This is a genomic window from Marinobacterium sp. YM272 (assembly GCF_050908845.1).
Lineage (GTDB): Bacteria > Pseudomonadota > Gammaproteobacteria > Pseudomonadales > Balneatricaceae > Marinobacterium_D.
The window spans coordinates 2773182-2797147 of sequence record NZ_CP194171.1 but is presented as its reverse complement, the minus strand read 5'-3'; the positions used below and the strand labels follow the sequence as shown (position 1 = coordinate 2797147).

Here is a 23966-nt window from a genome sequence, read left to right as displayed (position 1 = left end):
CTGACTTCAGCACGCCTGCAGAGATAACAATAACGAGGTGCTCTTCCATGTCTGCAACAGCTACGAGTATTTTCGACCAGCAGCTTGATCGCAACGGCGCCAACTACGCCACACTGACGCCGGTCAGCTTCCTGGAGCGCTCCGCCCAGGTTTACCCCAACCGAACCGCCGTCGTGCATGGCAAAGTGAGACGCAGCTGGCTGGAAACCTGGCAGCGCTGCCGGCGCCTGGCCAGCGCGCTACAGCAGCTGGGTGTTAACAGCGGTGATACGGTTTCCATTATTGCACCCAATATTCCCGAACACTACGAAGCGCATTTTGCCGTGCCGATGAGCGGGGCGGTACTGAACAGTATCAACACCCGGCTCGACCCCGAGGCGGTGGCCTTCATCATGGAGCATGCGGAGACCCGCGTACTGCTGGTTGATCGCGAATTCTCCACCGTTGTGTCCCGCGCCCTTAAACTGATGTCACGTCATCCGATTGTGATCGATATCGATGATCCCCAGTACGAGGGCGGCGAGTTGATCGGGCAGATGGATTACGAAGCACTGCTGGAAACTGGTGATGAGGCGTTTGATTACGTTCCGCCGGCTGACGAGTGGCAGGCGATCTCCCTGAATTACACCTCGGGCACCACCGGTAATCCCAAAGGCGTGGTGTACCACCACCGCGGTGCTTACCTGAATGCCCTCAGTAATATCGTTTCCTGGGGGATGACCGAGAAGCCGGTCTACCTCTGGACCCTGCCGATGTTCCACTGTAACGGCTGGTGTTTCCCCTGGGCCGTGGCGGCGGTCAGCGGGACCAACGTCTGCCTGCGTCATGTGCGGGTGGAGCCGATCTATGACCTGATTCGTAATGATGGCGTGACTCACTTCTGCGGCGCACCGATTGTGCTCAATATGCTCAACGGCGCAGCCGATGAGCTGAAGCAGGGGATTGCGCAACAGGTCAGAGTGATGACCGCCGGCGCGGCGCCTCCCGCTTCAGTGATCGAAGGCATGGAGTCGCTCGGCTTCTCGGTTACTCATGTCTATGGCCTTACCGAGACCTACGGCCCGAGCGTGGTCTGTGCCTGGAAAGGCGAGTGGGATGAGTTGAGTCTGAACGAGCGGGCACGGTTGAAATCACGCCAGGGGGTTAAGGCGCCAATGCTGGAAGGACTGAAGGTTGCCGATCCGGTAACCCTGGAGCCGGTGCCCGCCGATGGGCAGACCATCGGTGAGATCATGATGCGTGGCAACCTGGTGATGCGTGGTTACCTGAAAAACCCGACGGCCAGTGAAGAAGCGTTCGCCGGCGGCTGGTTCCATTCAGGTGATCTGGCGGTTTGCTATCCCGACGGCTACGTGGAGATCAAGGACCGGTCCAAGGATGTGATTATCTCCGGTGGGGAAAACATCTCCAGCATTGAGGTGGAAGATATTCTCTACCGCCATCCGAAGGTGCGTGAGGCCGCGGTTGTCGCGCGGCCGGATGAAAAATGGGGCGAAACCCCCTGTGCCTTCGTTACCGCAGAAGGAGAGGTGACCGAGGAGGAGATCATCCAGTTCTGTCGCGAGAACATGGCTCACTTCAAGGTGCCGAAAACGATTATCTTCGGTGACCTGCCGAAAACCTCCACCGGCAAGATTCAGAAATACATTTTGAGGAACCGTACGCGCGAGCTCTGAGCTACCCGCCTGCTGACGTAACGAACTCATAGTGATGCCAGAAGCACTCCAATTCCTGGCTTTCAGGAGCGCTTTCCCGCGCTCCTTTTTTTTCGGTTGCGTCGATACATTTCGTTGCATTGTCGAAAGATTTGCGACGCATTCCCGGCGTTTACTGACAGCGTGAAGCCCTCACTGAGCTGCAGTTAGGCGGCCACCACACTAACAAGAATAAGGTTAAAGACATGTCGATAGTTAACCGTGAACACGGCGCCGAACAGCCACACTGGCCACTCGGTCCCTTCAAAATACGCCTCCCCCTGGTCCATTACCGCCTGGAAACCCCGGAGATGATCCAGGGCCTGATCATGTTTGTGGTCGGCCTGGCGATGATTCCGTTGCTGGAAAACTACCTGGGGATGCCCTATGAGGCCGCCCTGGCGTTTACCTTCGTCGCCGGGCTCGGTTATATACTGCCGGCGCTTCTCGGCGTACCGCTGGTGCCGGGCTGGATTACGCCGGCGATACCGGTGGTTCTGCTCTACCTCAAGGGGTTTGAGCCTGGGCCCGAGGCGATCAAGGCGATGTTCGCCCTGCAGCTGGAGGTCACCCTTATCTTCCTGATCCTTGGAGTGACGCGCCTGGGCTCCAAGCTGGTGGATGTGATCCCCAACTCGCTGAAGGCTGGCATTATCATTGGTGCAGGTATTGCCGCCCTGATGGGTGAGCTGAAGACCGGCGGCCGCGTGGATGCGACCCCCATATCGCTGCTGATCGGTGCGATTATTTCCGCCTATGTGCTGTTCTCTCTCTCTTTCAAAAACGTGGTAAATGCCAGCCCGCTGGCAAAACGGATCGCCAACTTCGGTATGGTGCCGGGCATGATCATCGCCATGGCGATCGGCTGGACCACCGGTGAATATGCGGTGCCAGAGATCGAGTGGGGTATTACGCAGCCAGACTTTGCCCTGATGTGGCAGTACCTGACATTTACCATCGGCTTCCCCGGCTGGGACGTGTTCCTGCTGGCGATTCCAACCGCAGTGATCGCCTATGTGATCGCCTTTGGCGATATCGTCGTGGGCTTTACGCTGGTGAAGCGTATGGATCATCTGCGCAAGGACGAAAAGATCGATGGCAGTGTTGACCGTGTGCACCTGGTGACCGCGCTGCGTAACCTGCTGCATTCATTCTTTGCGCCCTGGCCGGGTCTGGCCGGACCGCTCTGGACCGCCGCGCACGCCACCGTTGCCGAGCGTTACGCCATGGGTCGCAAGGCGATGGATTCGATCTACAGTGGCGGCGGCACTTTCTGGCTGACCGGCCTGGTGGCCCTGTTCATCCTGCCGCTGGTGACACTGTTCAAGCCGGTACTGCCGATCGCGCTGTCACTGACGCTGATTCTGACCGCCTACATCTGCATCATGGTGGGCATGGAACAGCTGAAGAACCCGACCGAACGCGGTGTGGCCGGTATCGTGGCGGTGACTCTGGCGATGCCGGATCCGAAGTCCACGGTTTACGCGGTTGTTATTGGCCTGGTGCTCTACTTCCTGATCGAGCGGCCAAAGCTGTTCGGCAAGCATGCGCCGGAGGATGAGGTGATCTTCGCTGATGAGCCGGGTCAGGAGGGTCAGCCTGAGTTGAAGGAGAGGGCAGAGGCGTCCTGATCAGGTTTGTAAAAGACGAAAAACGCCCGCGCCGGAGAACCCGGCGCGGGCGTTTTTCATTGCGGCATCAGCGCAGGAAATCGCGGCTGATTTGACGGAAGCGTTCGTCTCCCGCCTTGCGCAGCCACTCGAATGCCACCATCTCACGGGTCACAATCTGTACGCCGTTATCGCGCAGGCGCTCTATGGCGGCGGCCTTGTTATCCTGGTTGCGCGAGCCGATGCAGTCCTGCACCACAAACACCTCACGACCGAGATCGTGCAGACGCAGCGCGGTCTGCAACACGCAGACATGGGCTTCCATACCGATGATGATCACCTGTTCGCTGCGCAACGCCTGCAGCGCCTCAGCGCAGGCGCTATCGTCACTGCAGGCAAAACTGAGTTTGGAGAAGGTCTGCTCACGTGGGATGCGGTGGCGCAGGGGCTCGACTGTTTCACCCAGCCCCTGAGGATATTGTTCGCTGGCCAGGACCGGGATATGCAGCCGGTTGGCGATATCGGTAAGCCAGCAGGCGTTGGCCAGCAGAGCTTTCTGATCGGCGATGGCAGGCGCAAGCCGCTCTTGAATATCGACTACCAGCAGGCAGCTGTTATCCGCTTGAATCAGCATCGTGGGGCCTCGGCGTAATCAGGAAATCAGTTATTATTATCGTCGCTTTGGGGCTTGTAGTACTGGGGCCAGTGCTCTTTGACCGCAGGGGAAAACTCGGCCAGGGCGTGGCAGCCGTTCAGAACCGGTGGCGGCGTTTCGCCCGTGTTCGCTTCAATCTGGTCCGCACGTTCCTTGTGAACCGACTGAAAGGCGGTGGTCGCCAGCGGGCCAAGCAGTTCCAGCAGGTGAGTACAGCCGGAGGTGCCGCCAAACAGCTCCTTGGTTTTACGGGTGAAGCCCGCCTCGATACGCAGCCCCTTGAGCAGGGTGTAACGCTCGGCGATGGAGGGACAGATACGCAGCGGGTGGTTGTCCATAACCGCCTCTGCATCGAGGATGTTCAGCTCCAGGTCGACCGTGATGCGGATCGACATCTCGTGTAGCGCCTCTCCAGCTGGCAAAATGCCGTTTTCGTGCTCATACAATTCAATATCCGCGGTCTTGGTATCTATCATATGAGCTTCGATATCCCAGAGCCCATCGGCACGTTTGAAGCCGTGGCAGGTAACCCGTCGGGTGTGCGACAGAGACCTCTCGGTGGGCGTTGATAATGGCATGGCGACTCCTGTTGTGCGACGCAAAAGGAGATTATGCCAGACCTTTACATGATTTTCAGAAGCATCAATTGGCAGATGAAAGAGACAACAGAGTTATTATCTCTCAAATGGAAACTACTTACCTTTTCCCGTTTCGATCCCGTCCTGCTGGAGCGCTGGTTTCAACTCAGGCAGCAGGTGTTCGTTGTCGAGCAGTGCTGCGCCTATGCCGATATCGATGGGCAGGATGGCAGGGCACTGCACCTGCTGGGAATGGTCACCGATGCGGTTACAGGAAACCGGATTGCCGCCGGCGCCCGGCTGTTTGCACCGCAGCATAACGCCGCTTTTTCGCGCATCGGGCGTGTGGTCGTCGCTGCGGAATATCGGGGCGGAGGGCTGGGGCGTGATTTAATGCGTGAAGCGATGAGTGCCTGCCTAGAGCGCTGGCCCGAGGCGCCGATCAGAATTGGCGCTCAGGCACACCTGGAAGCCTTTTACAGATCCCTGGGCTTCAGGGTTATCAGTGATGTGTATGACGAAGACGGCATTGCCCACATCGATATGGAATGCCGTCTGCCGATCAGTTGACCCGCCGGATCAGATCCTGGGCGGCGATGATGCGGGTGGAGATCTCTTCGATAGAGAAGTTGGTGGTATTGATAAACGGCAGATCCTGCTGCTGGAACAGGCGCTCTACCGTGCGTACCTCAAAGTCGCACTGATCCAGTGATGAGTAGCGACTGTTGGGTCTGCGTTCGTGACGGATCGCCGCCAACTGGAAGGGGTCGATGGTCAGGCCGTAGAGTTTGTGGCGGTATTTCTGCAGCACGTCAGGCAGCCTGGGGTTCTCCATATCCTCTTCCGTCAGCGGGTAATTGGCGGCACGCACGCCGAACTGCAGTGCCATATAAAGGCAGGTCGGTGTTTTACCGCAGCGTGATACGCCCACCAGGATAATGTCTGCCCGGTCATACTGCTGGGTGCGGGCGCCGTCATCATTATCCAGTGCAAAGTTCACCGAATCGATACGGTCCTTGTAACGATTCATCTCTATGATCGCGTGTGACTTGCCCACGGTGTAGGACGAATGGGTTTTCAGTTCACGCTCAAGCGGTTTCAGAAAGGTGGAGAAGACGTCGATCTTGAAGCCGTTGCTTTTCGCCAGTTCCGCACTCACATCCTCATTGACGATGGTGTCGAGCACGATGGCCGGTTCGCCATCCGCTTCACAGGCCGCGTTGATTTTCTCCACCGTTGCCCGCGCTTTTTCGACGGTGTCGATATAAGGCAGGGTGATCTTGTGAAAACGGATCGCTTCAAACTGCGAAAGAAGACTGTGACCGAGGGTTTCCGCGGTAATACCGGTGCCGTCGGAGATGAAGAAAGCAGTACGTTTCATGACTGAAAATAGCTCGAATCTAAACTACCCGTTTTCGCACATAACGGGTCTTTTGGGCGCAAAATCGGCGAAGTTTTGTAGTGAAATTACATTTCGCCAGACCGGCGATTTTTGTTTTCAGGTGCAGTATCATCCATGCCTTCAAACAAAATAACAATAATTATTCAGGTTGACGTTCAATTTCAGGAGTAACGGCTTTGCAGCAATATGTACTGCGCCTGGACCAGTCAGGCATGGGAGATGTGGACAAGGTAGGCGGCAAGAACGCTTCCCTTGGAGAGATGATCAGCAACCTTGCTGATGCCGGTGTAAGGGTTCCCGGAGGGTTTGCCACTACCGCCCAGGCCTATCGTGATTTTCTTGATCACGGGGGGCTGTCAGAAAAGATCAATGCGGCGCTGGATACTCTTGATGCTGAGGATACCCGTGCGCTGATCGAAACCGGCAGCCAGATCCGCAGCTGGATCATGGAAGCGGATTTCCAGCCGGAACTCGAGCAGGCGATCAATACCGCCTACGCCGAGATGACCGGTGACAAGGGTGATATTTCAGTGGCGGTACGTTCCTCCGCCACCGCAGAAGACCTGCCCGATGCATCTTTCGCAGGTCAGCAGGAAACCTTCCTCAACATCCGCGGGCTGGACAACATCAAGCACGCCATCAAGGAAGTCTTCGCCTCTCTGTATAACGACCGCGCTATTTCCTACCGCGTACACAAGGGCTTTGTACACGCTGATGTGGCCCTGTCTGCAGGTATTCAGCAGATGGTACGCAGTGAAACCGGCGCATCCGGTGTCATGTTTACCCTGGACACCGAATCCGGTTTCAACCACGTGGTCTTCATCACCGCCGCTTACGGCCTGGGTGAAACCGTGGTTCAGGGCGCGGTGAACCCGGACGAATTCTACGTATATAAGCCGACCCTGGCGCAGGGCACACCGGCTATTCTGCGCCGTACCCTGGGTTCGAAAGCGATCAAGATGGTCTACACCGATGACGGCAGCGCCGGCAAAGCGGTAGAAACCGTCGACGTGCCGATGTCTGATCGTCAGAAGTTCTGTATCAACGATGCGGACGTGGAGCAGCTGGCGCGGATCGCCGTGATCATCGAAAAGCACTACGGTCGCCCGATGGATATCGAGTGGGCCAAAGATGGTGACGATGGTCAGCTCTACGTGGTTCAGGCGCGTCCTGAAACCGTGCGCAGCCAGGGTAACGCCACCGTTATCGAACGCTACCTGCTTAAAGAAAAGGGCAAGATCCTGGTCGAAGGCCGTTCCATCGGTCACCGTATCGGTGCCGGCCCCGTGCGGATCGTCAGCGGTCTGGAAGCGATGCATGAAGTCCAGCAGGGCGACGTGCTGGTCACCGATATGACCGACCCGGACTGGGAACCGGTGATGAAGCGCGCCGCGGCCATCGTGACCAACCGTGGAGGCCGTACCTGCCACGCAGCGATCATCGCCCGTGAGCTGGGTATCCCTGCAATCGTCGGCTGTGGTGATGCCACCGAGCGTCTGCAGAACGGCCAGGAGGTTACCGTATCCTGCGCCGAAGGCGACACCGGCCGGGCCTACGAAGGTAAACTGGAGTTCGAACACCAGACCAACTCTGTCGAGCAGATGCCGTCGCTGCCGTTCCACGTGATGATGAACGTGGGTAACCCGGATCGCGCCTTCGATTTTCAGGCACTGCCTAACGCCGGTGTCGGCCTGGCGCGTCTGGAGTTCATCATCAACCGGATGATCGGTGTGCACCCCAAGGCGCTGATCAACTTCGATGAGCAGCCACGCGATGTGAAGCAGATCATCGAACGTCGTATCGCCGGCTACGCCAGCCCGGTGGACTTCTATGTCGACAAGCTGGTCGAAGGGATCTCTACCCTGGCGGCGGCCTTCTATCCGAAGAAGGTGATCGTGCGCATGTCGGACTTCAAGTCCAATGAGTACGGACACCTGATCGGTGGCGACCGCTACGAGCCGGGCGAAGAGAACCCGATGCTGGGCTTCCGTGGTGCGGCGCGTTACATCTCCGAGAACTTCCGCGACTGCTTCGAGCTCGAGTGCCGCGCACTCAAGCGCGTGCGTGACGAGATGCGCCTGACCAACGTCGAGATCATGGTGCCGTTCGTGCGTACGCCGGGCGAAGCCAAGCAGGTGGTCGAGATGCTGGAAGACAACGGCCTCAAGCGTGGCGACAACGGCCTGCGCCTGATCATGATGTGCGAGATCCCGTCCAACGCGCTGCTGGCGGATCAGTTCCTGGAACACTTCGATGGTTTCTCCATCGGTTCCAACGACCTGACTCAGCTGACCCTTGGCCTGGACCGCGACTCCGGTATCATCGCCCATCTGTTCGATGAGCGTAACGATGCGGTGAAGCGTCTGCTGGCGATGGCGATCGAAGCCTGCCGCAAGCAGGGCAAGTATGTCGGCATCTGTGGCCAGGGGCCGTCGGATCATCCGGATCTGGCGCGCTGGCTGATGGAGCAGGGGATCTCCAGTGTCTCCCTGAACCCGGATTCGGTGCTCGATACCTGGTTCTTCCTGGCCAACGAAACACCGGCCTGATACCAGGCTGACGACCGGCTGCTCGGGTGGACAGCACCGATCAGCCGACTATATCTTAAGGCGGTCACTCTTTATCCGGGTGACCGCCTTTATTATGTCCGCAGTGTTGCCCCATGACAGGAGTCTTTAATGGTTAAACTTATCTTCATCGAACCCAGTGGTGCCGAGCAGGAAGTGGAAGCGCCGGAAGGCTGGAGCCTGATGGAGGCAGCCTTTCACAACGGTGTTGATGGCATTGAAGCGGAGTGCGGCGGCTCCTGCACCTGCGCCACCTGCCATGTCTATATCGACGAGGGCTACACCGACAAGCTGGAGCCGATGAGCAGCAACGAAGACGAGATGCTCGATTGCGCCGCCGCCGAGCGCAAGGCCAACAGCCGTCTTTCCTGCCAGGTGGAGATCAAGGCCGAGTTTGATGGCATGGTGATCCAGACACCGGACACCCAGATATGAGCCAGCCCGACAGTGATGCGGGTCTCATCATTATCGGCGCCGGCCATGCCGGTGTCAGTGTGGCTGAGCAGCTGAGGCGCAAGCAGTACGCAGGGAAGATCACCCTGATCGGCAAAGAGCCCGGTTTGCCCTACCAGCGACCGCCGCTGTCCAAGCAATACCTCAAGGGGGAGTGGGATCGGCAGCGGGTACTGCAGCGCAACGCCGATTTTTACAGCAAGCAGCGCATCGACCTGATCGATGACGATCCGGTTATCTCCATCGATACCGACAACCGCCAGGTCACACTTGCCTCGGGGCAGAGCCTTGGCTGGAACAAGCTGGTGCTGACTACCGGTAACAGGCTGAAACGGCTGAATATCCCGGGGAGCGATACCGAGGGGATTCACTATCTGCAAAGCCTTGCGCACTCCGATGCACTGAAAAGCGCAATGTCAGCAGCCCAGCGGGCAGTGGTTATCGGCGGTGGCTATATCGGGCTCGAAGGTGCGGCGGCGATGGCGCTTGCCGGTATACAGGTCACGCTGGTCAACCGGTCACTGACACTGCTGTCCCGGTCCGCCAGTGGTCCGGTTTCTGACTGGCTCCTGCGCACCCACCAGCAGAAAGGGGTAAATTTGGAGCTCGGCCAGACAGTCAGTTCTATAGTGACAGAAAACGGCAGCGTATCCGGTGTTTGTCTCGACGATGGCCGGGCCCTGGAGGCCGATCTGGTGCTGGTCGGTATCGGTGTTGAGCCGGATACGGCGCTGGCAGAAGCGGCGGGTCTTAACTGCCGCGATGGGGTTCTTGTCGACTCAAAGTGTGTAACCTCTCACCCGGATATCCTTGCTGCCGGCGACTGCACACGCTTTGACCACCTTTTATATGAACGCTCGGTGCGGCTCGAATCGATCCAGAACGCGGTGGAGCAGGGCAAGCAGGTTGCCAGCACCCTCGTGGGTGAAAGCGTATCCTACAATGCGGTGCCCTGGTTCTGGAGCGACCAGTACGATGCCAAGCTGCAGATTGCGGGGCTTGCAGAAGGGCATGACCTGGAGGTGATCCGTGGTGACGAACATGGCGAGCGCTTTTCGGTGTTCTGCTATCAGCAGCGTAGGCTGGTCGCCGTGGAGTCTGTCAATGCGCCCGCGGATCATATGATGGCGCGGAAACTGCTGAAGGCAGGCGTCTCTCCGCTGCCTGATGATGCGGCCGATCCCGAATTTAACCTGCGCGGCGCCTTGCCTTCCTGATGCACTGCCGGTAAGTTCCGCGCAATATCTTTAACGCTCCAGTGGCTAATCGGTCAGCGGGGCTTCAAATCTCAGGACAGCATCGTGATCGAACTCGGACAACTCAACAGGCTTAAGGTTATTCGCGAAGTGGACTTCGGCGTCTATCTCGATGGCGGCGAAGCCGGCGGTATCCTGTTGCCGAAAAAAGAGGTGCCGGAAAATACCCGCGTCGGCGACAGCCTGCAGGTGTTTGTTTACCTCGACTCCGATGATTTCATGATCGCCTCCACCCGCAAACCGAGAGCGATGGTGGGCCAGTTTGCACGTCTGCGCGTTACCGACGTCAACAAGGTCGGCGCATTCCTCGATTGGGGCATGCCGAAGGAGCTGTTTCTGCCGTTCGCCGAGCAGCTGCGCCCGCTGACAGTGGGTGAGTGGTGCACGGTGTTTATCTACATCGATAACAGCGAACGTATCGCCGCTTCCGCCAAAACCGATCGCTTTATCGAAAAGAACCCCTCCGATCTGAAAGTCGGGCAGCTGGTAGAACTGTTGATCGCCCGACGCACGGATCTTGGCTACCCGGTGATCATTGACCACCGTTACGAAGGTTTGCTGCATCACCAGGATCTGTTCCGCGAGGTGAAGCCCGGTCAGCGCATGAGCGGCTTTATCAAACAGATCCTGCCGGATGGCAAAATCGACGTCATGCTGGATAAGCCGGGCTATGCCCGAGTTGACCCGCTGGCGCAGAAAATCCTCGATTATCTCGAAGCCCATGACGGCCACTGCCCGTTGGGCGACAAGAGTGACCCGGATGCGATCCGAGAGACCTTTGGCGTCAGCAAAAAAGCGTACAAAATGGCGCTGGGTTCGCTGATGAAAGCGGGGCGTATCAAGCAGGATCCAGAAGGCATCCGCCTGCTGGGCTGATAGCAACGGCGCATTCAGGTTTCAGGCCTGATCTGTTCCTCGATACGCGGAATGATCTCATCGCTGACAAACCGGTGCAGGGCGCTGGCGTAACCGGAGCGGCCCGAAGGGTTATCCGTGTTGGAGGTAATCACAACGCTCAGCTCCAGTGCCGGCACCACGTACAGCATCTGACCACCGTAACCCCAGCCATAATAGGTCTGATAATCCCCCAGCCTGCGCAGAAACCAGGCGTAACCGTGCAGATCGTCGGTGTAGATCGATTGAGTGCGCGGTTGCCAGCTTTGGCTGATCCACTCCTTCGAAACTATCCGCTGGCCGTCTTCTGTCACGCCGCCGCGCCGGTAAATTTCACCAAACTCAAGCAGTGAAAGCGGTGTCATGCCGACCTGGTTGCCGCCCATGGGAACGCCCTGGGGATCGGTGATCCAGCTGCTGACGCGCACGCCTGCCGGCTCAAACCAGGCGTTGAACTGCCGGTAGGTGGACCGGCCTGTTCTGTCCATGATGATGGCTGAGAGCAGATGAGTATTGCCGGATGAGTAGAGCATGCCGCCACCGGGTTCATCTTCAAAGGGACGTGACAGCACATATTTAACCCAGTTGCTGGAGTTCACCCAGCGGCCATAATTCTGGCCACTGGTGCGTTGCAGTCCCGCCTGCATCGAAAGCAGATGACCGACATTCAGTTGCTCCAGTAACGGGTCAGGGGCCGCCGGGATCTGATCCGGCAGGAGTTCAACCACCGGGGTTTCCACCGATGCGATCAGCCCTCTGTCGATCGCTATCCCAACCATCGCCGACATCAGTAGTTTGGAGGCGGACTTAATGTTAGTGGCTGCATCCGGGTTGCCACCATTAATGCCAGCGGCTAATACCAGCTGGTCTTTATGGGCGATGTGCAGGGTGCGGATGGACGAAAACTGCTCGGCGCGCTGCAACAGCTGTTGCTGTCGCGGAATATCGGCGCTGGCGGGTGCCGCCTGGGCCAGCAGAAGAATGCCGGTCATCAGTCCGGTCACCATGCGATGAATACCTTTGTATCGCCCGAGACCGGACCGGACATTACCGGTTGTGTGATTCGGTAGTAACAAACGCAGGCTCCTTGCGGGTTGGCGGCTGTAGTTGTGGCCTGTGACGGTAAACGGCATTGTTGTAATGACAGCCTGAGTCCCGCAGGAGTTCGCTACTCTCACCTGAAGTTAACGATTTAAGCCGAGCCTCCGCGTCATCGGCAATCAGGTATGGTTTGACGGGGCAGGGAAATCCGGCCCGGACGCCTTGGGTGGCGGTCGTCCCGGCAACAGCCGCGGGGCCTGCTTTCAGGCGTCGGTCTCTGCTGGTACATTCCCAATGCTTAGCGGGCTGGTATCGGCGAAAGGATGTCACCCGAGTCTGCCATTAAGAGATAGCGGATAATGCTCGTCTTCTGGATACTTGTTCCGATTTTTGTAGCGCTGGGCCTCTACCTGCTGTGGTATGCCCGACGGCGTCGCGCCATGCTTGAAGCCTTTGCCAAAGAGGCCGGGTTGAGGATGCAGCCCCGGGCTGAAGCGTCTTTGGAGGCGCGGCTGGAACGCTGTTTTTCGCTGCAGCAGCCGGGCCTGGTAAGGAGTTTCGGCCAGCTGGCGAGCCTGGTTAAAGGCGACCCCGTTTGGATTTTCCGCTCCGTAGAGCTGCTTGACCTGAACCCGCACGGACAGGCTCAGTCTACTCACTTCAACCGCATTGCTGCACTCTTCCCGGTACCCGACACACTCAATTCCGAGTTCTTTCTGCTGGACAAGAACGGTCAGGCCAGAAGCCTGCTACCCGGAAGTGCGGCGCCAGACACCAAATTTGTCGCAATGGTAAATGAGGTAGCCCGCAGCAGCGGGGCACGGCATCCGCTGTCGGTCACCTGTTCGCGTGGCAGCGGGCTTATCTATTTCGAGCCTTTCGTGGTGGGCGGTGAAACCCTGGATGATGTCAAAGCGCTGTACCGTATCGCGCAGGGCATATCTCAGCGGCTTGGATGATAATAGCGCCCGGTTTTTCGATTACGCCGGACGGAGGGGTAGATGCAGTTAGCGACTTGCAGTTTTCCGGGTGAGGGAGAGCAGATCCTCACCATACTGAACGATGCGATCCAGAACTCGACGGCGCTCTATGATTACGAACCGCGCACCCTGGACAGCATGGCGCAATGGTTCGACACCAAGACTGAAAACGACTATCCGGTGATTGGGGCGTTTGAGTCCGGCCGGTTAATGGGCTTTGCCACCTACGGCAGCTTTCGCGGTTTTGCCGCGAACCGGTATACGGTGGAGCATTCGGTTTATATCGATAAGGCTTACCGTGGCCGCGGTCTCGGAAAAATCCTGCTGGCCGAGCTTATAGATGCGGCGATACAGCAGCAGTACCACGTCATGGTTGGTGCCATCGATGCGACGAACCTGGCCAGTATCTCGCTGCATGAAAAGCTTGGCTTTACCCATGCGGGCACGCTCAAAGAGGTAGGCTTCAAGTTTGGACGCTGGCTGGACCTGGCGTTTTATCAGAAGCTACTTGGGACTCGGGTGACTCCCGGCGAGGGCTCTAAATAGGGCATAGCATACCCGGATTATGTATTGCGGCCACAACTTAGGTGCTTTATGCAGCCAGGGAGTAATCGCCGTTGCTATGCCAGCGATGACTCCCTGAACGCCTTATTTCATCAGGTGCACCAGCCAGAGCGTGATAGGCGGGAACGCCACCAGAATAATCAGGCGGATTACATCGACGCCGATAAACGGCAGCAGGCCCTTGAAAATCGCCTTGAAGGAAACCTCCGGCAGTGTCGATTTCAGTACGAATACGTTCATGCCGATGGGCGGTGTTATCAGGGCGATCTCGGTAGCAACCACCACGATGATCCCGAACCAGATAAGATCAAATCCGTTAGCCACAATCATCGGTGTAAACAGCGGCACGCAGATCAGGATGATCGCTAGTGAGTCCATGACGCAGCCAAGCAGCAGGAACACCAGGAGTACCGCGAAGATCGTCTGATACGGAGTCAGTCCCATCTGTTCGACAAACTCGAGCACACCCTCGGCAAGGCCCGAGAAGGAGATCAGCTTGGCAAATAGCATGGCGCCAAAGAGCACGCTGTAGAGCATCACCGAGGTGAAGGCGGATTCAAGGAAGATATGCTTGAAATCGGAGCGGCTCATGCGACGCTGGAACAGCGAGATAATCAGCGCGAATCCTGCGCCCATGCCGGCCGCTTCGGTAGCGGTAAAGATACCGGCGTAGATACCACCGATGATCAGCAGGAACAGCAGGCAGAACGGCCACACCCCTTTCAGGGAACTGATCTTTTCATCCAGGCCGGCCTTCTCACCACGCGGCGCATGAGCCGGGCTCACACGGGCGATAACGTAGATCGCGAGCATGTAGAACGCCAGTCCCATCAGGCCGGGAATCACGCCGGCAATAAACAGGTGGCCGATGTTGGTCTGGGTCAGAATGCCGTAGATCATCAGGATGATGGAGGGCGGTATCAGGATACCCAGGGTACCGCCGGCGGCGATCGATGCCGAGGCCAGCGAGTCCGAGTAGCCGTATTTTTTCATGCTCGGGTAGGCGACCTTGGACATGGTGGCTGCCGTTGCCAGGCTGGATCCGCAGACCGCACTGAAACCGGAGCAGGTGACCATGGTGGATAGCGCCAGGCCGCCACGGATATGCCCGAAGTAGGCGTTGGCGGCGCGGAAAAGGTCAGAGGCGATGCCGGTACGGGAGAGAATATTACCCATCAGGATAAACAGGGGCACCACCGCGAGCTCATAGGAGAACACCGCTTCGGACACAGTCATCGAGGTCATCGTCAGGGCAGTATCAAATCCCAGGTCGATGCCGATACCCACTATTGAAACGGTCAGCAGCGCAAACGCCAGGGGTACACGCAAAAAGGCCAGTAGCAGCACCGCTGCCAGTGCCAGAAGTCCCGTGGTCATATCGATTCCTCCGGGTGAATATCGTCACTTTTCTGAGCAGGCAGGATGTTCGCGATGGCGCTGATCAGGCAGCTCAGGCTGATCAGTGCGTACATGTAGCTGCGCGGGATCATCAGCTCCTGACTGACTTCCTGGATATCGACTGCATCCAGGGTCGCGTAGGCAAACTGATAACTGAGAAACAACAGAATAACGGTGCCGAGAATCGATACCAGCGCGCGCCACCAGCGCATGGAGCTGTGCAGGATATAGCGGTCGAACAGGTCAACGACCAGGTGGCCCCGGGCTGAAGTCAGCAGCGGAAGCCCGCAGAATACGATGACGGCCATCAGGTGTTCGGTGACGTCATGTGCGCCGTAGATCGGTGTGCCGAACAAGCGGCGACCGATCACATCGGCGAAGGTCAGGGCCACCATCGCCAGCAGGGATCCGATCAGCAGCACCTGGATCACGCGTCGAACGCGACTAATGAATATAAGCATAATGGACACCGGGTTTCAGAAGGGCCGCCTGGGGCAGCCCTTCGGTTATCGACTTAGTCGTTGGCCAGTTCCTGGTAGCGCTGGCGGTAGTAGTCCACCATTTCCATGGGGGCTTCGACTTCAAACTCTGCGCCCTCGGCGGCCCACTCCTTGAGCATCTGGTCGGAAACGGATTCGATCTTCTCGAGCAGTTCCGCAGACGGTGCATCGAAGGTGTGACCGGCTTCTTCCAGCTCGGCTCTGGCGGCCTGATTTTCGCGGTCGAATTCGCCGCCCCAGAGGCGTGCGAACATTTCACCTGACACGCTCATGATTGCCTCGCGGTCCGCTTCCGACAGCTTCTTCCATTTCTTCTCATTCATGACAAAGAAGAAGGTGGCGTCGTAAAAACCGCCGGGGATCATGGTGTGGTGCGGCAGCATCTCGGCAATGCGGAAATTGACCACTGACTCGAGAGGGTTAAGAGACGCATCGATCACGCCGCTCTCAAGCAGTTCGTACGCTTTGGTGGCGGGCGCTGCAATAGGCACGGCGCCCAGGTCCGACAGCAGCCGTTTCTGGATCGGGCCGCCCATGCGGATCTTCTGGTTTTCCAGGTCAGCGGGGGTTACCACCTGCTTGTTGGCATGGTTGATAACACCGCCACCGAGCATGCCGACGCCGAGCATTTCAACGCCGTTGAAGGTGGACGTACCGCTCAGGTATTTCTGGTAGGTATCCCAAAGCGCCACGGACTGTGCTTCTGCATCGGTGCCGCTGAACGGCATCTCGGCAAACCATAGCGATTTGAAGCGATCAGGCTCGTAGGTGAAGTTGCCCCAGGCCAGATCGACGACCCCTTTGCGGGCCAGTTCCCAGTGCTGTGCCGGGCTACCCACCGGTTTCGGCAACATACGTACCTTTACGCGGCTGTCGGTGGCTTCCTCCACTTTGTCGGCCCACACCTGCAGGACGTTGGTGGTGATGTAGTGGGTGGACGGTACCCAGTTGGACAGGGTGAGCGTGGTGGCATTGGCGGACAGGCAGGGTGCTGCCAGGACAACTGAAGCCATCAATGAGCGCAGTGCGATTGTTGTTTTACTCATGGTCAGATTTCCTCTGTCAGATTAAGCCTTATCGGAAAAGGCCGGATTCTTGAAGTATTGTTCTGTCAGGGAGCACCAGAGGGTGGCGCCCAGAGGCAGGCATTCGTCATTAAAATCGTAGTGGGGGTTGTGCACGCTGCAGGGGCCCAGGCGCTGTCCGGATTCATAACCGTTGTCACCATTGCCGATCAGCACGTAGCAACCGGGAACCTGTTCCAGCATGTAGGCAAAATCCTCGCTGGCGGAAAGCGGCGAGGCCTGGCTATCGACCTGATCAGCACCGAACACCTCTGTGGCGATGGCCTTAATCAGCTCCGCCTGGGCTGCGTCGTTGTGCAGCACCGGATAGCCCATTTCGTACTCGATCTCGGCGGTGCAGCTATAGGCACTGGCCTGGTGGTTACACAGCTCTGTGATGCGCTCGTGTATCCGCTTGCGCGCTGCCGGCTGCAGAGCACGCACGCTAAGTTCGAGCTCGCCAGTGTCAGGGATAATGTTGTAGGTATCGCCGGCATGGAGCTGGCCAACACTGATAACGCCGGTATCCAGCGGGTCCAGGTTGCGACCGATGATGGACTGCAGACCGCAAACGGTGGCTGCCAGCGCCAGTGTCGGGTCGGCTGACATCTGCGGCAGGCCGCCGTGCCCGCCGCGGCCGTGGAAGGTGATGCGGACTTTGTCCGATGAACACATGAACGGACCGCTTCGGAATTCGCAGCGGCCGACCGGTACGCCGGGGTAGTTATGCAGGCCGAAGATCGCATCGCAGGGGAAGCGGTCAAACAGCCCTTCCTCAATCATCCGCAGGGCGCCACCGCCGCCACCAAGCTCCTCAGCGGGCTGGAAAATCAGATGCAGGATGCCGTTACCAAAGTTGTGGCCTGCGGCATGACGTTCGGCAATTGCCTGCGCCGCGCCCAGCAGAATGGCGGTATGACCGTCGTGGCCGCAGGCATGCATTTTTCCGGGGATCTGGCTCTGCCAGGGCAGGCCGGTGCTTTCCTGCAGCGGCAGGGCATCCATATCGGCTCGCAGACCTAGACGTGGCCCGTTGCCTGTACCAAACACGAGCTTGCCAACAACACCGGTTTCGGCGATGCCGGTATGCACCTCGTATCCCCATTCACGCAGGAGGCCGGCAACCAGCTGGCTGGTATTGTGCTCCTCAAATCCCAGTTCCGGGTTTTGGTGAATCTGGTGACGCCATGTACGCATGGCGTTGTGGTCTGGTGTAAATGTAGACATCGCCTTCCCCGTTTTTTTGATCACTGGTTGTTATTTATAAACCGACCGGCGATATTTAAAAGGCATCAATTATGTCTTGGTGAACACAAAATGAGATCACTAAAGTGAAGCACCAACAGATCAAAGCGCTGGTTCAGGTGGCGGACTGCGGCTCTATACGTGCTGCCGCCCGCTCTATGCATATTAGTCAAAGTGCTCTGACACGTGCGATGCGAGAGCTGGAAGAGGATGTGGGGGCGGAACTGCTCAACCGCAGTTATCGGGGTGTCAGCTTTACGCCGGCGGGAAAAGCGCTGTTAAGCCGCGCGCGGCTGATCCTCTCCACCCTGGAGCGAGCGCGGGAGGAGGTGCGTCAGATCAGTGGCGGTGCGGGGGCAACGGTGACCCTTGGCATCACCCCGGTCCTTGGTGTGACCGCATTGCCGGACGTGTACAAACAGTTTGCACAGGTGATGCCTGAGGCTGAGCTGGTATTGAAAGAGGGTCTTCTCACCGAGATTATCCCCGACCTGATAGAAGGGGAACTCGATTTTGGCATCGGTATAACAAGCCAGGAGCAGCTGCCGACAGAGCTCTCTTATACCCCGCTGTGCGCACTGGAATCGCGCATCTTCGGCCGTGCCGGGCACCCGCTTGCCAAGGCCAGGGATTGGAGCGACCTTCAGGATGCGCGCTGGATTCTTAACCTCACCGGCGGCAGTCCCGGGGATCTGCTGCTGCGATGGCTCTATGCCCAGGGTCTGCCCCGACCCTCAAGGATAGTGCGCTGTTATTCGCCCATGCTGATGCTGGAGATGATGCGCCGGACCGATCTGATCGGTTTCGGGCCCGGCCGGTTGATTGACGATCCGTTGGCCGGCGTCGGAGTTGAGACCTTTGCGGTCCAACCTCAGCCGCCGGCCGGGTCGGTGGGTATAGTACGCATGCGTGGTATGCCATTAACGCCGGCGGCACAGATGATGGTCACGTTGATCCAGCGCGCCATCACCAGTGGCTATGGTGATGAGCTGGCCAATGCGCCGCCAGAGCTCGATGAAGGCTAGTCCCGGTTTTTAACACAGCCCTGTACGCCATTCGGCAGCTTCATGCGGGACAGCTGCTCGCGGATACTGGCCAGCAGTGCCGCAGCCGCAGGGCTCAGAGCGCGGCCGCGGCGGGTGATAATGCAGATCTCCCGTTCAAGTTCAGGCTCCCGCAAGGGGATAAAGCGTAACTGCTCAAAGGAGTGGGTATCGGCTGCCAGCGCCGGCAGCACGGAGACGCCCAGATTCTGCGCGATCAATGCTGCAACGCCTGCCGGGTTGGTGGCTTCTATCCGTGCTTTATCAAGCTGGATATTGAGTTGCCCGCTGGCGCTGAACCGCTCCAGCTGGGCGCGGATGCCGGTATCGCCACTTAACAGCAGCAGTTCCTCATCCGGTACCTGGGCCCACTCCAGCTGCTTCGAGGCGGCCAAAGGGTGATGTCGCGTAACCACCAGGCCATAAAGGTCGCGCAGGATAGGGCGGTATTCCAGATCCGGTTGCTGCGAATGGTTACCGGCGATGGCGAAGTCCACCTCGTTGTTGAGAACCCGCTGCTCCAGGCTGCCTGCGCTATCATCACGGATATGCACGCTGATGCCCGGATGCTGTGTGCGAAACTCCGGCAGTGCACTGGGCAGCAGACGGGTGACAACAGAGGGTGATCCCGCGAGGCTGACATGTCCCTGTTTCAGCTCGGCACGGGACTGGAGATCGGTTACCGCGGTCTCAAAATCGGACAGCAGGCGCTGTGCCACCGGCAGGAAGCGCTCTCCCTCGGCGGTCAGCAGCACGCGGCGTGTGGTGCGGTCAAACAGCTTCAGGCCGGCCTGATCCTCAAGCTGCTGAATCTGCGCCGTCAGTGTGGACTGGGTCAGGTGCAGCCCTTCAGCGGCGCGGGTGAAACTGCCGTTATGCGCAACCTGAACAAAGGCCTGCAGCTGGCGGATCGATATATTGTTCGGATTCATCGATTAATTTATCGGATTTTATCGTTTGAATGATAAATGACGATTTTGCATCATTAACCCCATTCAATCCACGTCTTTGAGAATCCACAGGATTAGCCATGATCCCACGCATAGCCGAAACCGATACCATCCAGCAGCTTTACCTCGATTTTGTTGAGGCGCTGAGGGAGAGCGGCTTTGAGGGCGACCTGAACCCCGACTACGCCAACCGTGTTGTGCTGGCGACCGATAACAGCATCTACCAGATCCTGCCCCAGGCGGTGCTCTATCCGCGTAACACCCAGGATCTGGTGCGTATCGCAAAGCTGGCCGATTCGTCACGCTTTAAGGAGGTGGTGCTGAGTGCCCGCGGCGGCGGTACCGGTACCAACGGTCAGTCGCTGACCGATGGTCTGGTGGTGGATGTCTCCAAACATATGAACCGCATTCTGGAGATCAATCCGGAACAGCGCTGGGTGCGCGTTCAGGCCGGTGTGGTCAAGGATCAGCTCAACGCGGCGCTAAAGCCCTACGGACTGTTTTTTGCGCCCGAGCTGTCCACCAGTAACCGCGCTACTGTGGGCGGCATGATCAATACCGACGCCAGCGGCCAGGGGTCGGTGATGTACGGCAAGACCCGCGATCATGTTCTGGAACTGAGCAGCGTGTTCCTCGGCGGTGAGTTCTGGACCTCCGGCCCTGTCGAAGAGACGGAGCTCGATAAGATCAAGGCGCGGGAGGACCGTATTGGTGAAGTGCACCGTACCGTGGATGAGATTTTTGGTCGCTGCAAGGAGCAGATCGACGCCACCTTCCCGAAACTGAACCGCTGCCTGACCGGTTACGACCTGGCGCATATCCGTGATGAGCAGGGGCGTTTCAACCTCAACTCCGTGCTTTGCGGTGGCGAGGGTTCGCTGGCGTTTATCGCCGAAGCCAAGCTCAACGTGCTGGCGATCCCCAAGTATTCCGCGCTGGTCAACCTGAAGTACGACAGCTTCGAAGCCTCCCTGCGCGATGCCCAGGCGCTGATGCAGTGGGGGCCGACCTCCATCGAGACCGTGGACTCCAAGGTGCTTAACCTGGCGATGGAGGATATCGTCTGGGACAGCGTCAGCGACTATTTCCCCTCTATCGAAGGTGAGCCGGAGATCAGTGGCATCAACCTGGTGGAGTACACCGGCGATGATGAGGAAAAACTGAAGCGGGAGGTGGAAGCACTCTGTGCCCATCTGGATAAGGTGAAGGGACAGTCGGGTGCCAGCTTCGGCTACACCGTGGCCTATGGTGCCGGCGAGATCAACAAGATCTGGGCGATGCGCAAGCGCTCTGTGGGCCTGCTCGGCAACGCCAAGGGACAGAAACGCCCGATTCCGTTCGTCGAAGATACCGCCGTACCGCCGGAGAACCTGGCCGATTACATCATGGAGTTCCGCGCACTGCTGGACAGTCACGGCCTGAAGTACGGCATGTTTGGTCATGTGGATTGCGGCGTACTGCATGTACGCCCGGCCATCGACATGAAGGATGAAGCCCAGGAACCGATGATCCGTACCATCTCCGATGGTGTCGCGGAGCTGACCAAAAAATATAAAGGCCTGCTCTGGGGCGAACACGGCAAAGGCGTGCGCTCCGAATACGCGCCGGAGTTCTTTGGCCCGCTCTATGCCGAACTGCAGAAGATCAAGGGCAGCTTTGACGGCCGTAACCAGCTGAACCCCGGCAAGATCGCCACGCCGGCCATCGACGGTGCCGAGCTGCTGACCATCGACGGGGTGCAGACCCGCGGCCAGCTGGACCGTGAAATCCCGGTGATCGTGCGTGAGCAGTATGACTCCGCCATGAACTGTAACGGTAACGGTGCCTGCTACAACTATGATCCGAACGACGCCATGTGCCCCTCCTGGAAGGGTACCCGCGAGCGTATCCACTCGCCGAAGGGGCGTGCCTCGCTGATCCGTGAATGGCTGCGGCTGATGGCGAAGCAGGGTGTGGATCCGGTGAGCGAGGCGAAAGAGGCGCGCCGCGTCTCCAGCATTCTGTCGTTGCCGGTGAAGATCAAAAACACCTTGCGTCGTAACAAGGGGGAGTACGACTTCTCCAACGAGGTTCATGAAGCGATGATGGGTTGCCTGGCGTGCAAATCCTGCGTCGGCCAGTGCCCGATCAAGGTCAATGTACCCGACTTCCGCTCCCGTTTCCTCGAACTCTATTACAGTCGCTACCTGCGTCCGACGAAGGATTACCTGGTCGGTAGCCTGGAGTTCATGATGCCGGCGCTGTCGCGCTTCCCGGCGCCCTATAACTGGGCGATGACCAACCCGCTGATGCGCTCGGTCATGCGCCGCATCGTCGGTATGGTGGACAGCCCGGTGATCTGCACCAACAGCCTGGGCAAGGGGATGAACGAGCGCGGCATCGAGTGGGCCACGCCGGAGCTGATTGAATCACTGAGTCTTGCGCAGCGCGACAGGTGCGTGGTGATCGTACAGGATGCGTTTACCAGCTACTTCGAGGCCAGCCTGGTGCTGGATCTGATCGATCTGCTGGGGCAGTTTGGCTACTACGTGATGGTGGCGCCGTTCATGCCCAACGGTAAACCGCTGCACGTACACGGCTTTATGAAAACCTTCTCCAAGGCTGCCAAGCGCAACACCGCGATGCTGCGGGCTCTGGAGGCGACCGGCGCTCCGCTGATCGGCATCGATCCGTCGATGACGCTGACCTACCGTCACGAATACGCCGACGCCGTCCAGGGCGAGCTGCCGCAGGTCTTCCTGGTTCAGGAGTGGTTGGCCGGCGAACTGGGTCGCATCCGTCTGGAACGGGATCTGCCGAGCGCCGAATACAAACTGATGGCGCACTGCACCGAGAAAACCTCCGCGGCACCATCATTGAAACAGTGGCAGCAGATCTTCGATGCCCTGGGGCAGAAGCTGACGATCCAGTCCGCCGGTTGCTGCGGCATGTCCGGCACCTTCGGTCATGAGACCAGCAACTACCAGCGCTCGAAAGATATCTATGATCTGAGCTGGCGCGATATCGTCAACAAGCCGGAGCATCGCGGTCAGTTGATGGCCACCGGCTACTCCTGCCGCTCCCAGGTGAAGCGTATGGATGAGCAGAGCCTGCCGCACCCGGTGCAGGTGCTGCTGAACCTGGTGCGGCAGTAAGCGTGCTGCGCCTGCACAGCTCAAGTCCTGTGCGGGCGCATTGATACCGGTCTTAAGTGGTAGTGCAGTCGCAATAAAATTGGTGCAGTATTCAGCCTTCAAGAGAAAAGAAAACCAAGGAGTCCGCCGTGGAAGATCTGCTACCTGAACTCTGTGATCAGTTTCCCGAACTGGTCCGTGTCGTTGAACCGATGTTTGCCAACTTTGGCGGACGGGAGAACTTCGGCGGGGAAATCGTCACCATCAAAGCCTTTGAAGATAACTCGCTGGTTCGCGAGCAGGTCGCGCAGCCCGGTGCAGGCAAGGTGCTGGTGGTCGATGGTGGCGGCTCCATGCGTCGCGCCATGCTCGGTGATATGCTCGCCGAGAAGGCTGCGAGCAACGGCTGGGAAGGGATCATCATCTATGGCTGCATCCGCGATGTGAACGCAATCGGTGAAACCGATATCGGTGTTCAGGCGCTGGGCACCATCCCGCTGAAAACCGAGAAGAAGGGCGTGGGTGAGCTGAACATTCCGCTCACCTTCGGCGGTGTGACCTTTGTTCCTGGCGAATATGTCTACGCCGATAACAACGGTGTACTGGTCTCTGCTGAGAAGCTGGAACTGTCCTGATAAGCCCTTCAGCCCAGAAAAAGCGCCTTTTCGGCGCTTTTTTCGTTCTTAGGTAGCAGCTTTTACACCCTTTCCGCGGCGCTTAAGTAGGGTTGCGACCTATATCCTTGAGCATCTGTCATAAAGAGGTAATACGTCTGGCCGGTCCGTTCAATCGATCCGCTACAACCGTATTGATCCGACGACAGTCGTTGGCATTGCGCCGTTTACACCTCTTTCATCGCGGCTGAAAAGTAGCGCCTAAATGGCGCCCTGGTTGAATACTCCCGGTTTCGCCAGACCTCAATAATCGATCCCCATCAGGCTCCGGCATAAGCCAATACC

21 protein-coding genes are annotated in these 23966 nt (G+C 58.3%); 12 read left to right on the top strand and 9 right to left on the bottom strand.

Annotated features, from left to right (window positions below; all coding sequences use genetic code 11):
- Positions 1-47: 47 nt before the first annotated feature.
- On the top strand, positions 48-1676 hold the full coding sequence (locus tag ACQUQP_RS12385; RefSeq protein ID WP_432695341.1) for an acyl-CoA synthetase: 1629 nt from the start codon (positions 48-50) through the stop codon (positions 1674-1676).
- 224 nt (positions 1677-1900) lie between these two features.
- The gene (locus ACQUQP_RS12380; protein ID WP_432695340.1) at positions 1901-3325 is read left to right on the top strand and encodes a xanthine/uracil/vitamin C permease; all 1425 of its coding nucleotides are present in this window, start codon (positions 1901-1903) and stop codon (positions 3323-3325) included.
- Positions 3326-3392: 67 nt separating this feature from the next.
- Here ACQUQP_RS12380 and ACQUQP_RS12375 read toward each other — a convergent pair whose 3' ends face one another.
- The gene (locus ACQUQP_RS12375) at positions 3393-3938 is read right to left on the bottom strand and encodes a hydrolase (protein ID WP_432695339.1); all 546 of its coding nucleotides are present in this window, start codon (positions 3936-3938) and stop codon (positions 3393-3395) included.
- Positions 3939-3964: 26 nt separating this feature from the next.
- A complete protein-coding gene (locus ACQUQP_RS12370; protein ID WP_432695338.1) occupies positions 3965-4537 on the bottom strand; it encodes a DUF2889 domain-containing protein in 573 nt (190 codons plus the stop codon).
- Between the two features lie 75 nt (positions 4538-4612).
- On the opposite strand from ACQUQP_RS12370, the gene ACQUQP_RS12365 reads away from it, so the two are divergent.
- Positions 4613-5107: a GNAT family N-acetyltransferase gene (locus ACQUQP_RS12365; protein ID WP_432695337.1), complete on the top strand. Its 495-nt coding sequence runs from the start codon at positions 4613-4615 to the stop codon at positions 5105-5107.
- On the opposite strand, the gene ppsR is transcribed toward ACQUQP_RS12365, so the two are convergent.
- On the bottom strand, positions 5100-5918 hold the full coding sequence (gene ppsR, locus ACQUQP_RS12360) for a posphoenolpyruvate synthetase regulatory kinase/phosphorylase PpsR (RefSeq protein WP_432695336.1): 819 nt from the start codon (positions 5916-5918) through the stop codon (positions 5100-5102). The two genes, ACQUQP_RS12365 and ppsR, sit on opposite strands and share 8 nt — an antisense overlap.
- Before the next feature lie 233 nt (positions 5919-6151).
- Between ppsR and ppsA the strand changes: the two genes are divergently transcribed.
- From ppsA to ACQUQP_RS12340, 4 genes are all read left to right on the top strand, one after another.
- Positions 6152-8488, top strand: a complete 2337-nt coding sequence (gene ppsA / locus ACQUQP_RS12355) for a phosphoenolpyruvate synthase (RefSeq protein ID WP_432698698.1) — start codon at positions 6152-6154, stop codon at positions 8486-8488.
- Between the two features lie 129 nt (positions 8489-8617).
- The gene (locus tag ACQUQP_RS12350) at positions 8618-8941 is read left to right on the top strand and encodes a 2Fe-2S iron-sulfur cluster-binding protein (RefSeq protein WP_432695335.1); all 324 of its coding nucleotides are present in this window, start codon (positions 8618-8620) and stop codon (positions 8939-8941) included.
- On the top strand, positions 8938-10176 hold the full coding sequence (locus ACQUQP_RS12345; RefSeq protein WP_432695334.1) for an NAD(P)/FAD-dependent oxidoreductase: 1239 nt from the start codon (positions 8938-8940) through the stop codon (positions 10174-10176). The genes ACQUQP_RS12350 and ACQUQP_RS12345 overlap by 4 nt, the downstream gene beginning before the upstream one ends.
- Positions 10177-10260: 84 nt before the next feature.
- Positions 10261-11091: a CvfB family protein gene (locus ACQUQP_RS12340; RefSeq protein ID WP_432695333.1), complete on the top strand. Its 831-nt coding sequence runs from the start codon at positions 10261-10263 to the stop codon at positions 11089-11091.
- A gap of 14 nt (positions 11092-11105) precedes the next feature.
- Here ACQUQP_RS12340 and ACQUQP_RS12335 read toward each other — a convergent pair whose 3' ends face one another.
- Entirely contained in the window at positions 11106-12116 is a 1011-nt protein-coding gene (locus tag ACQUQP_RS12335) for a serine hydrolase domain-containing protein (RefSeq protein ID WP_432695332.1), read from the bottom strand.
- A gap of 393 nt (positions 12117-12509) precedes the next feature.
- Here ACQUQP_RS12335 and ACQUQP_RS12330 point away from each other — a divergent pair, with 393 nt between their 5' ends.
- Positions 12510-13109 carry a hypothetical protein gene (locus tag ACQUQP_RS12330; RefSeq protein ID WP_432695331.1) on the top strand — a complete coding sequence of 200 codons (600 nt, stop codon included), beginning with the start codon at positions 12510-12512 and terminating at the stop codon, positions 13107-13109.
- 42 nt (positions 13110-13151) lie between these two features.
- Positions 13152-13676: a GNAT family N-acetyltransferase gene (locus ACQUQP_RS12325; RefSeq protein WP_432695330.1), complete on the top strand. Its 525-nt coding sequence runs from the start codon at positions 13152-13154 to the stop codon at positions 13674-13676.
- A gap of 102 nt (positions 13677-13778) precedes the next feature.
- Here ACQUQP_RS12325 and ACQUQP_RS12320 read toward each other — a convergent pair whose 3' ends face one another.
- From ACQUQP_RS12320 to ACQUQP_RS12305, 4 genes are read right to left on the bottom strand one after another with little or no spacing between them, the layout of a single operon-like run.
- On the bottom strand, positions 13779-15071 hold the full coding sequence (locus ACQUQP_RS12320) for a TRAP transporter large permease (protein ID WP_432695329.1): 1293 nt from the start codon (positions 15069-15071) through the stop codon (positions 13779-13781).
- On the bottom strand, positions 15068-15553 hold the full coding sequence (locus ACQUQP_RS12315; RefSeq protein WP_432695328.1) for a TRAP transporter small permease: 486 nt from the start codon (positions 15551-15553) through the stop codon (positions 15068-15070). The genes ACQUQP_RS12320 and ACQUQP_RS12315 overlap by 4 nt, the downstream gene beginning before the upstream one ends.
- Before the next feature lie 53 nt (positions 15554-15606).
- Entirely contained in the window at positions 15607-16638 is a 1032-nt protein-coding gene (locus ACQUQP_RS12310; RefSeq protein WP_432695327.1) for a TRAP transporter substrate-binding protein, read from the bottom strand.
- A 21-nt stretch (positions 16639-16659) separates the two neighbouring features.
- Positions 16660-17883 (bottom strand): M20 aminoacylase family protein, encoded by a 1224-nt coding sequence (locus ACQUQP_RS12305; protein WP_432695326.1) that lies wholly within the window; start codon positions 17881-17883, stop codon positions 16660-16662.
- Positions 17884-17987: 104 nt separating this feature from the next.
- Between ACQUQP_RS12305 and ACQUQP_RS12300 the strand changes: the two genes are divergently transcribed.
- On the top strand, positions 17988-18926 hold the full coding sequence (locus ACQUQP_RS12300) for a LysR substrate-binding domain-containing protein (protein ID WP_432695325.1): 939 nt from the start codon (positions 17988-17990) through the stop codon (positions 18924-18926).
- Here ACQUQP_RS12300 and ACQUQP_RS12295 read toward each other — a convergent pair.
- Positions 18923-19876: a LysR family transcriptional regulator gene (locus tag ACQUQP_RS12295; RefSeq protein WP_432695324.1), complete on the bottom strand. Its 954-nt coding sequence runs from the start codon at positions 19874-19876 to the stop codon at positions 18923-18925. The two genes, ACQUQP_RS12300 and ACQUQP_RS12295, sit on opposite strands and share 4 nt — an antisense overlap.
- 98 nt (positions 19877-19974) lie before the next feature.
- Here ACQUQP_RS12295 and ydiJ point away from each other — a divergent pair, with 98 nt between their 5' ends.
- Positions 19975-23028 (top strand): D-2-hydroxyglutarate dehydrogenase YdiJ, encoded by a 3054-nt coding sequence (gene ydiJ, locus ACQUQP_RS12290; protein ID WP_432695323.1) that lies wholly within the window; start codon positions 19975-19977, stop codon positions 23026-23028.
- Between the two features lie 128 nt (positions 23029-23156).
- Positions 23157-23642, top strand: a complete 486-nt coding sequence (rraA, locus tag ACQUQP_RS12285; protein ID WP_432695322.1) for a ribonuclease E activity regulator RraA — start codon at positions 23157-23159, stop codon at positions 23640-23642.
- Positions 23643-23966 lie beyond the last annotated feature (324 nt).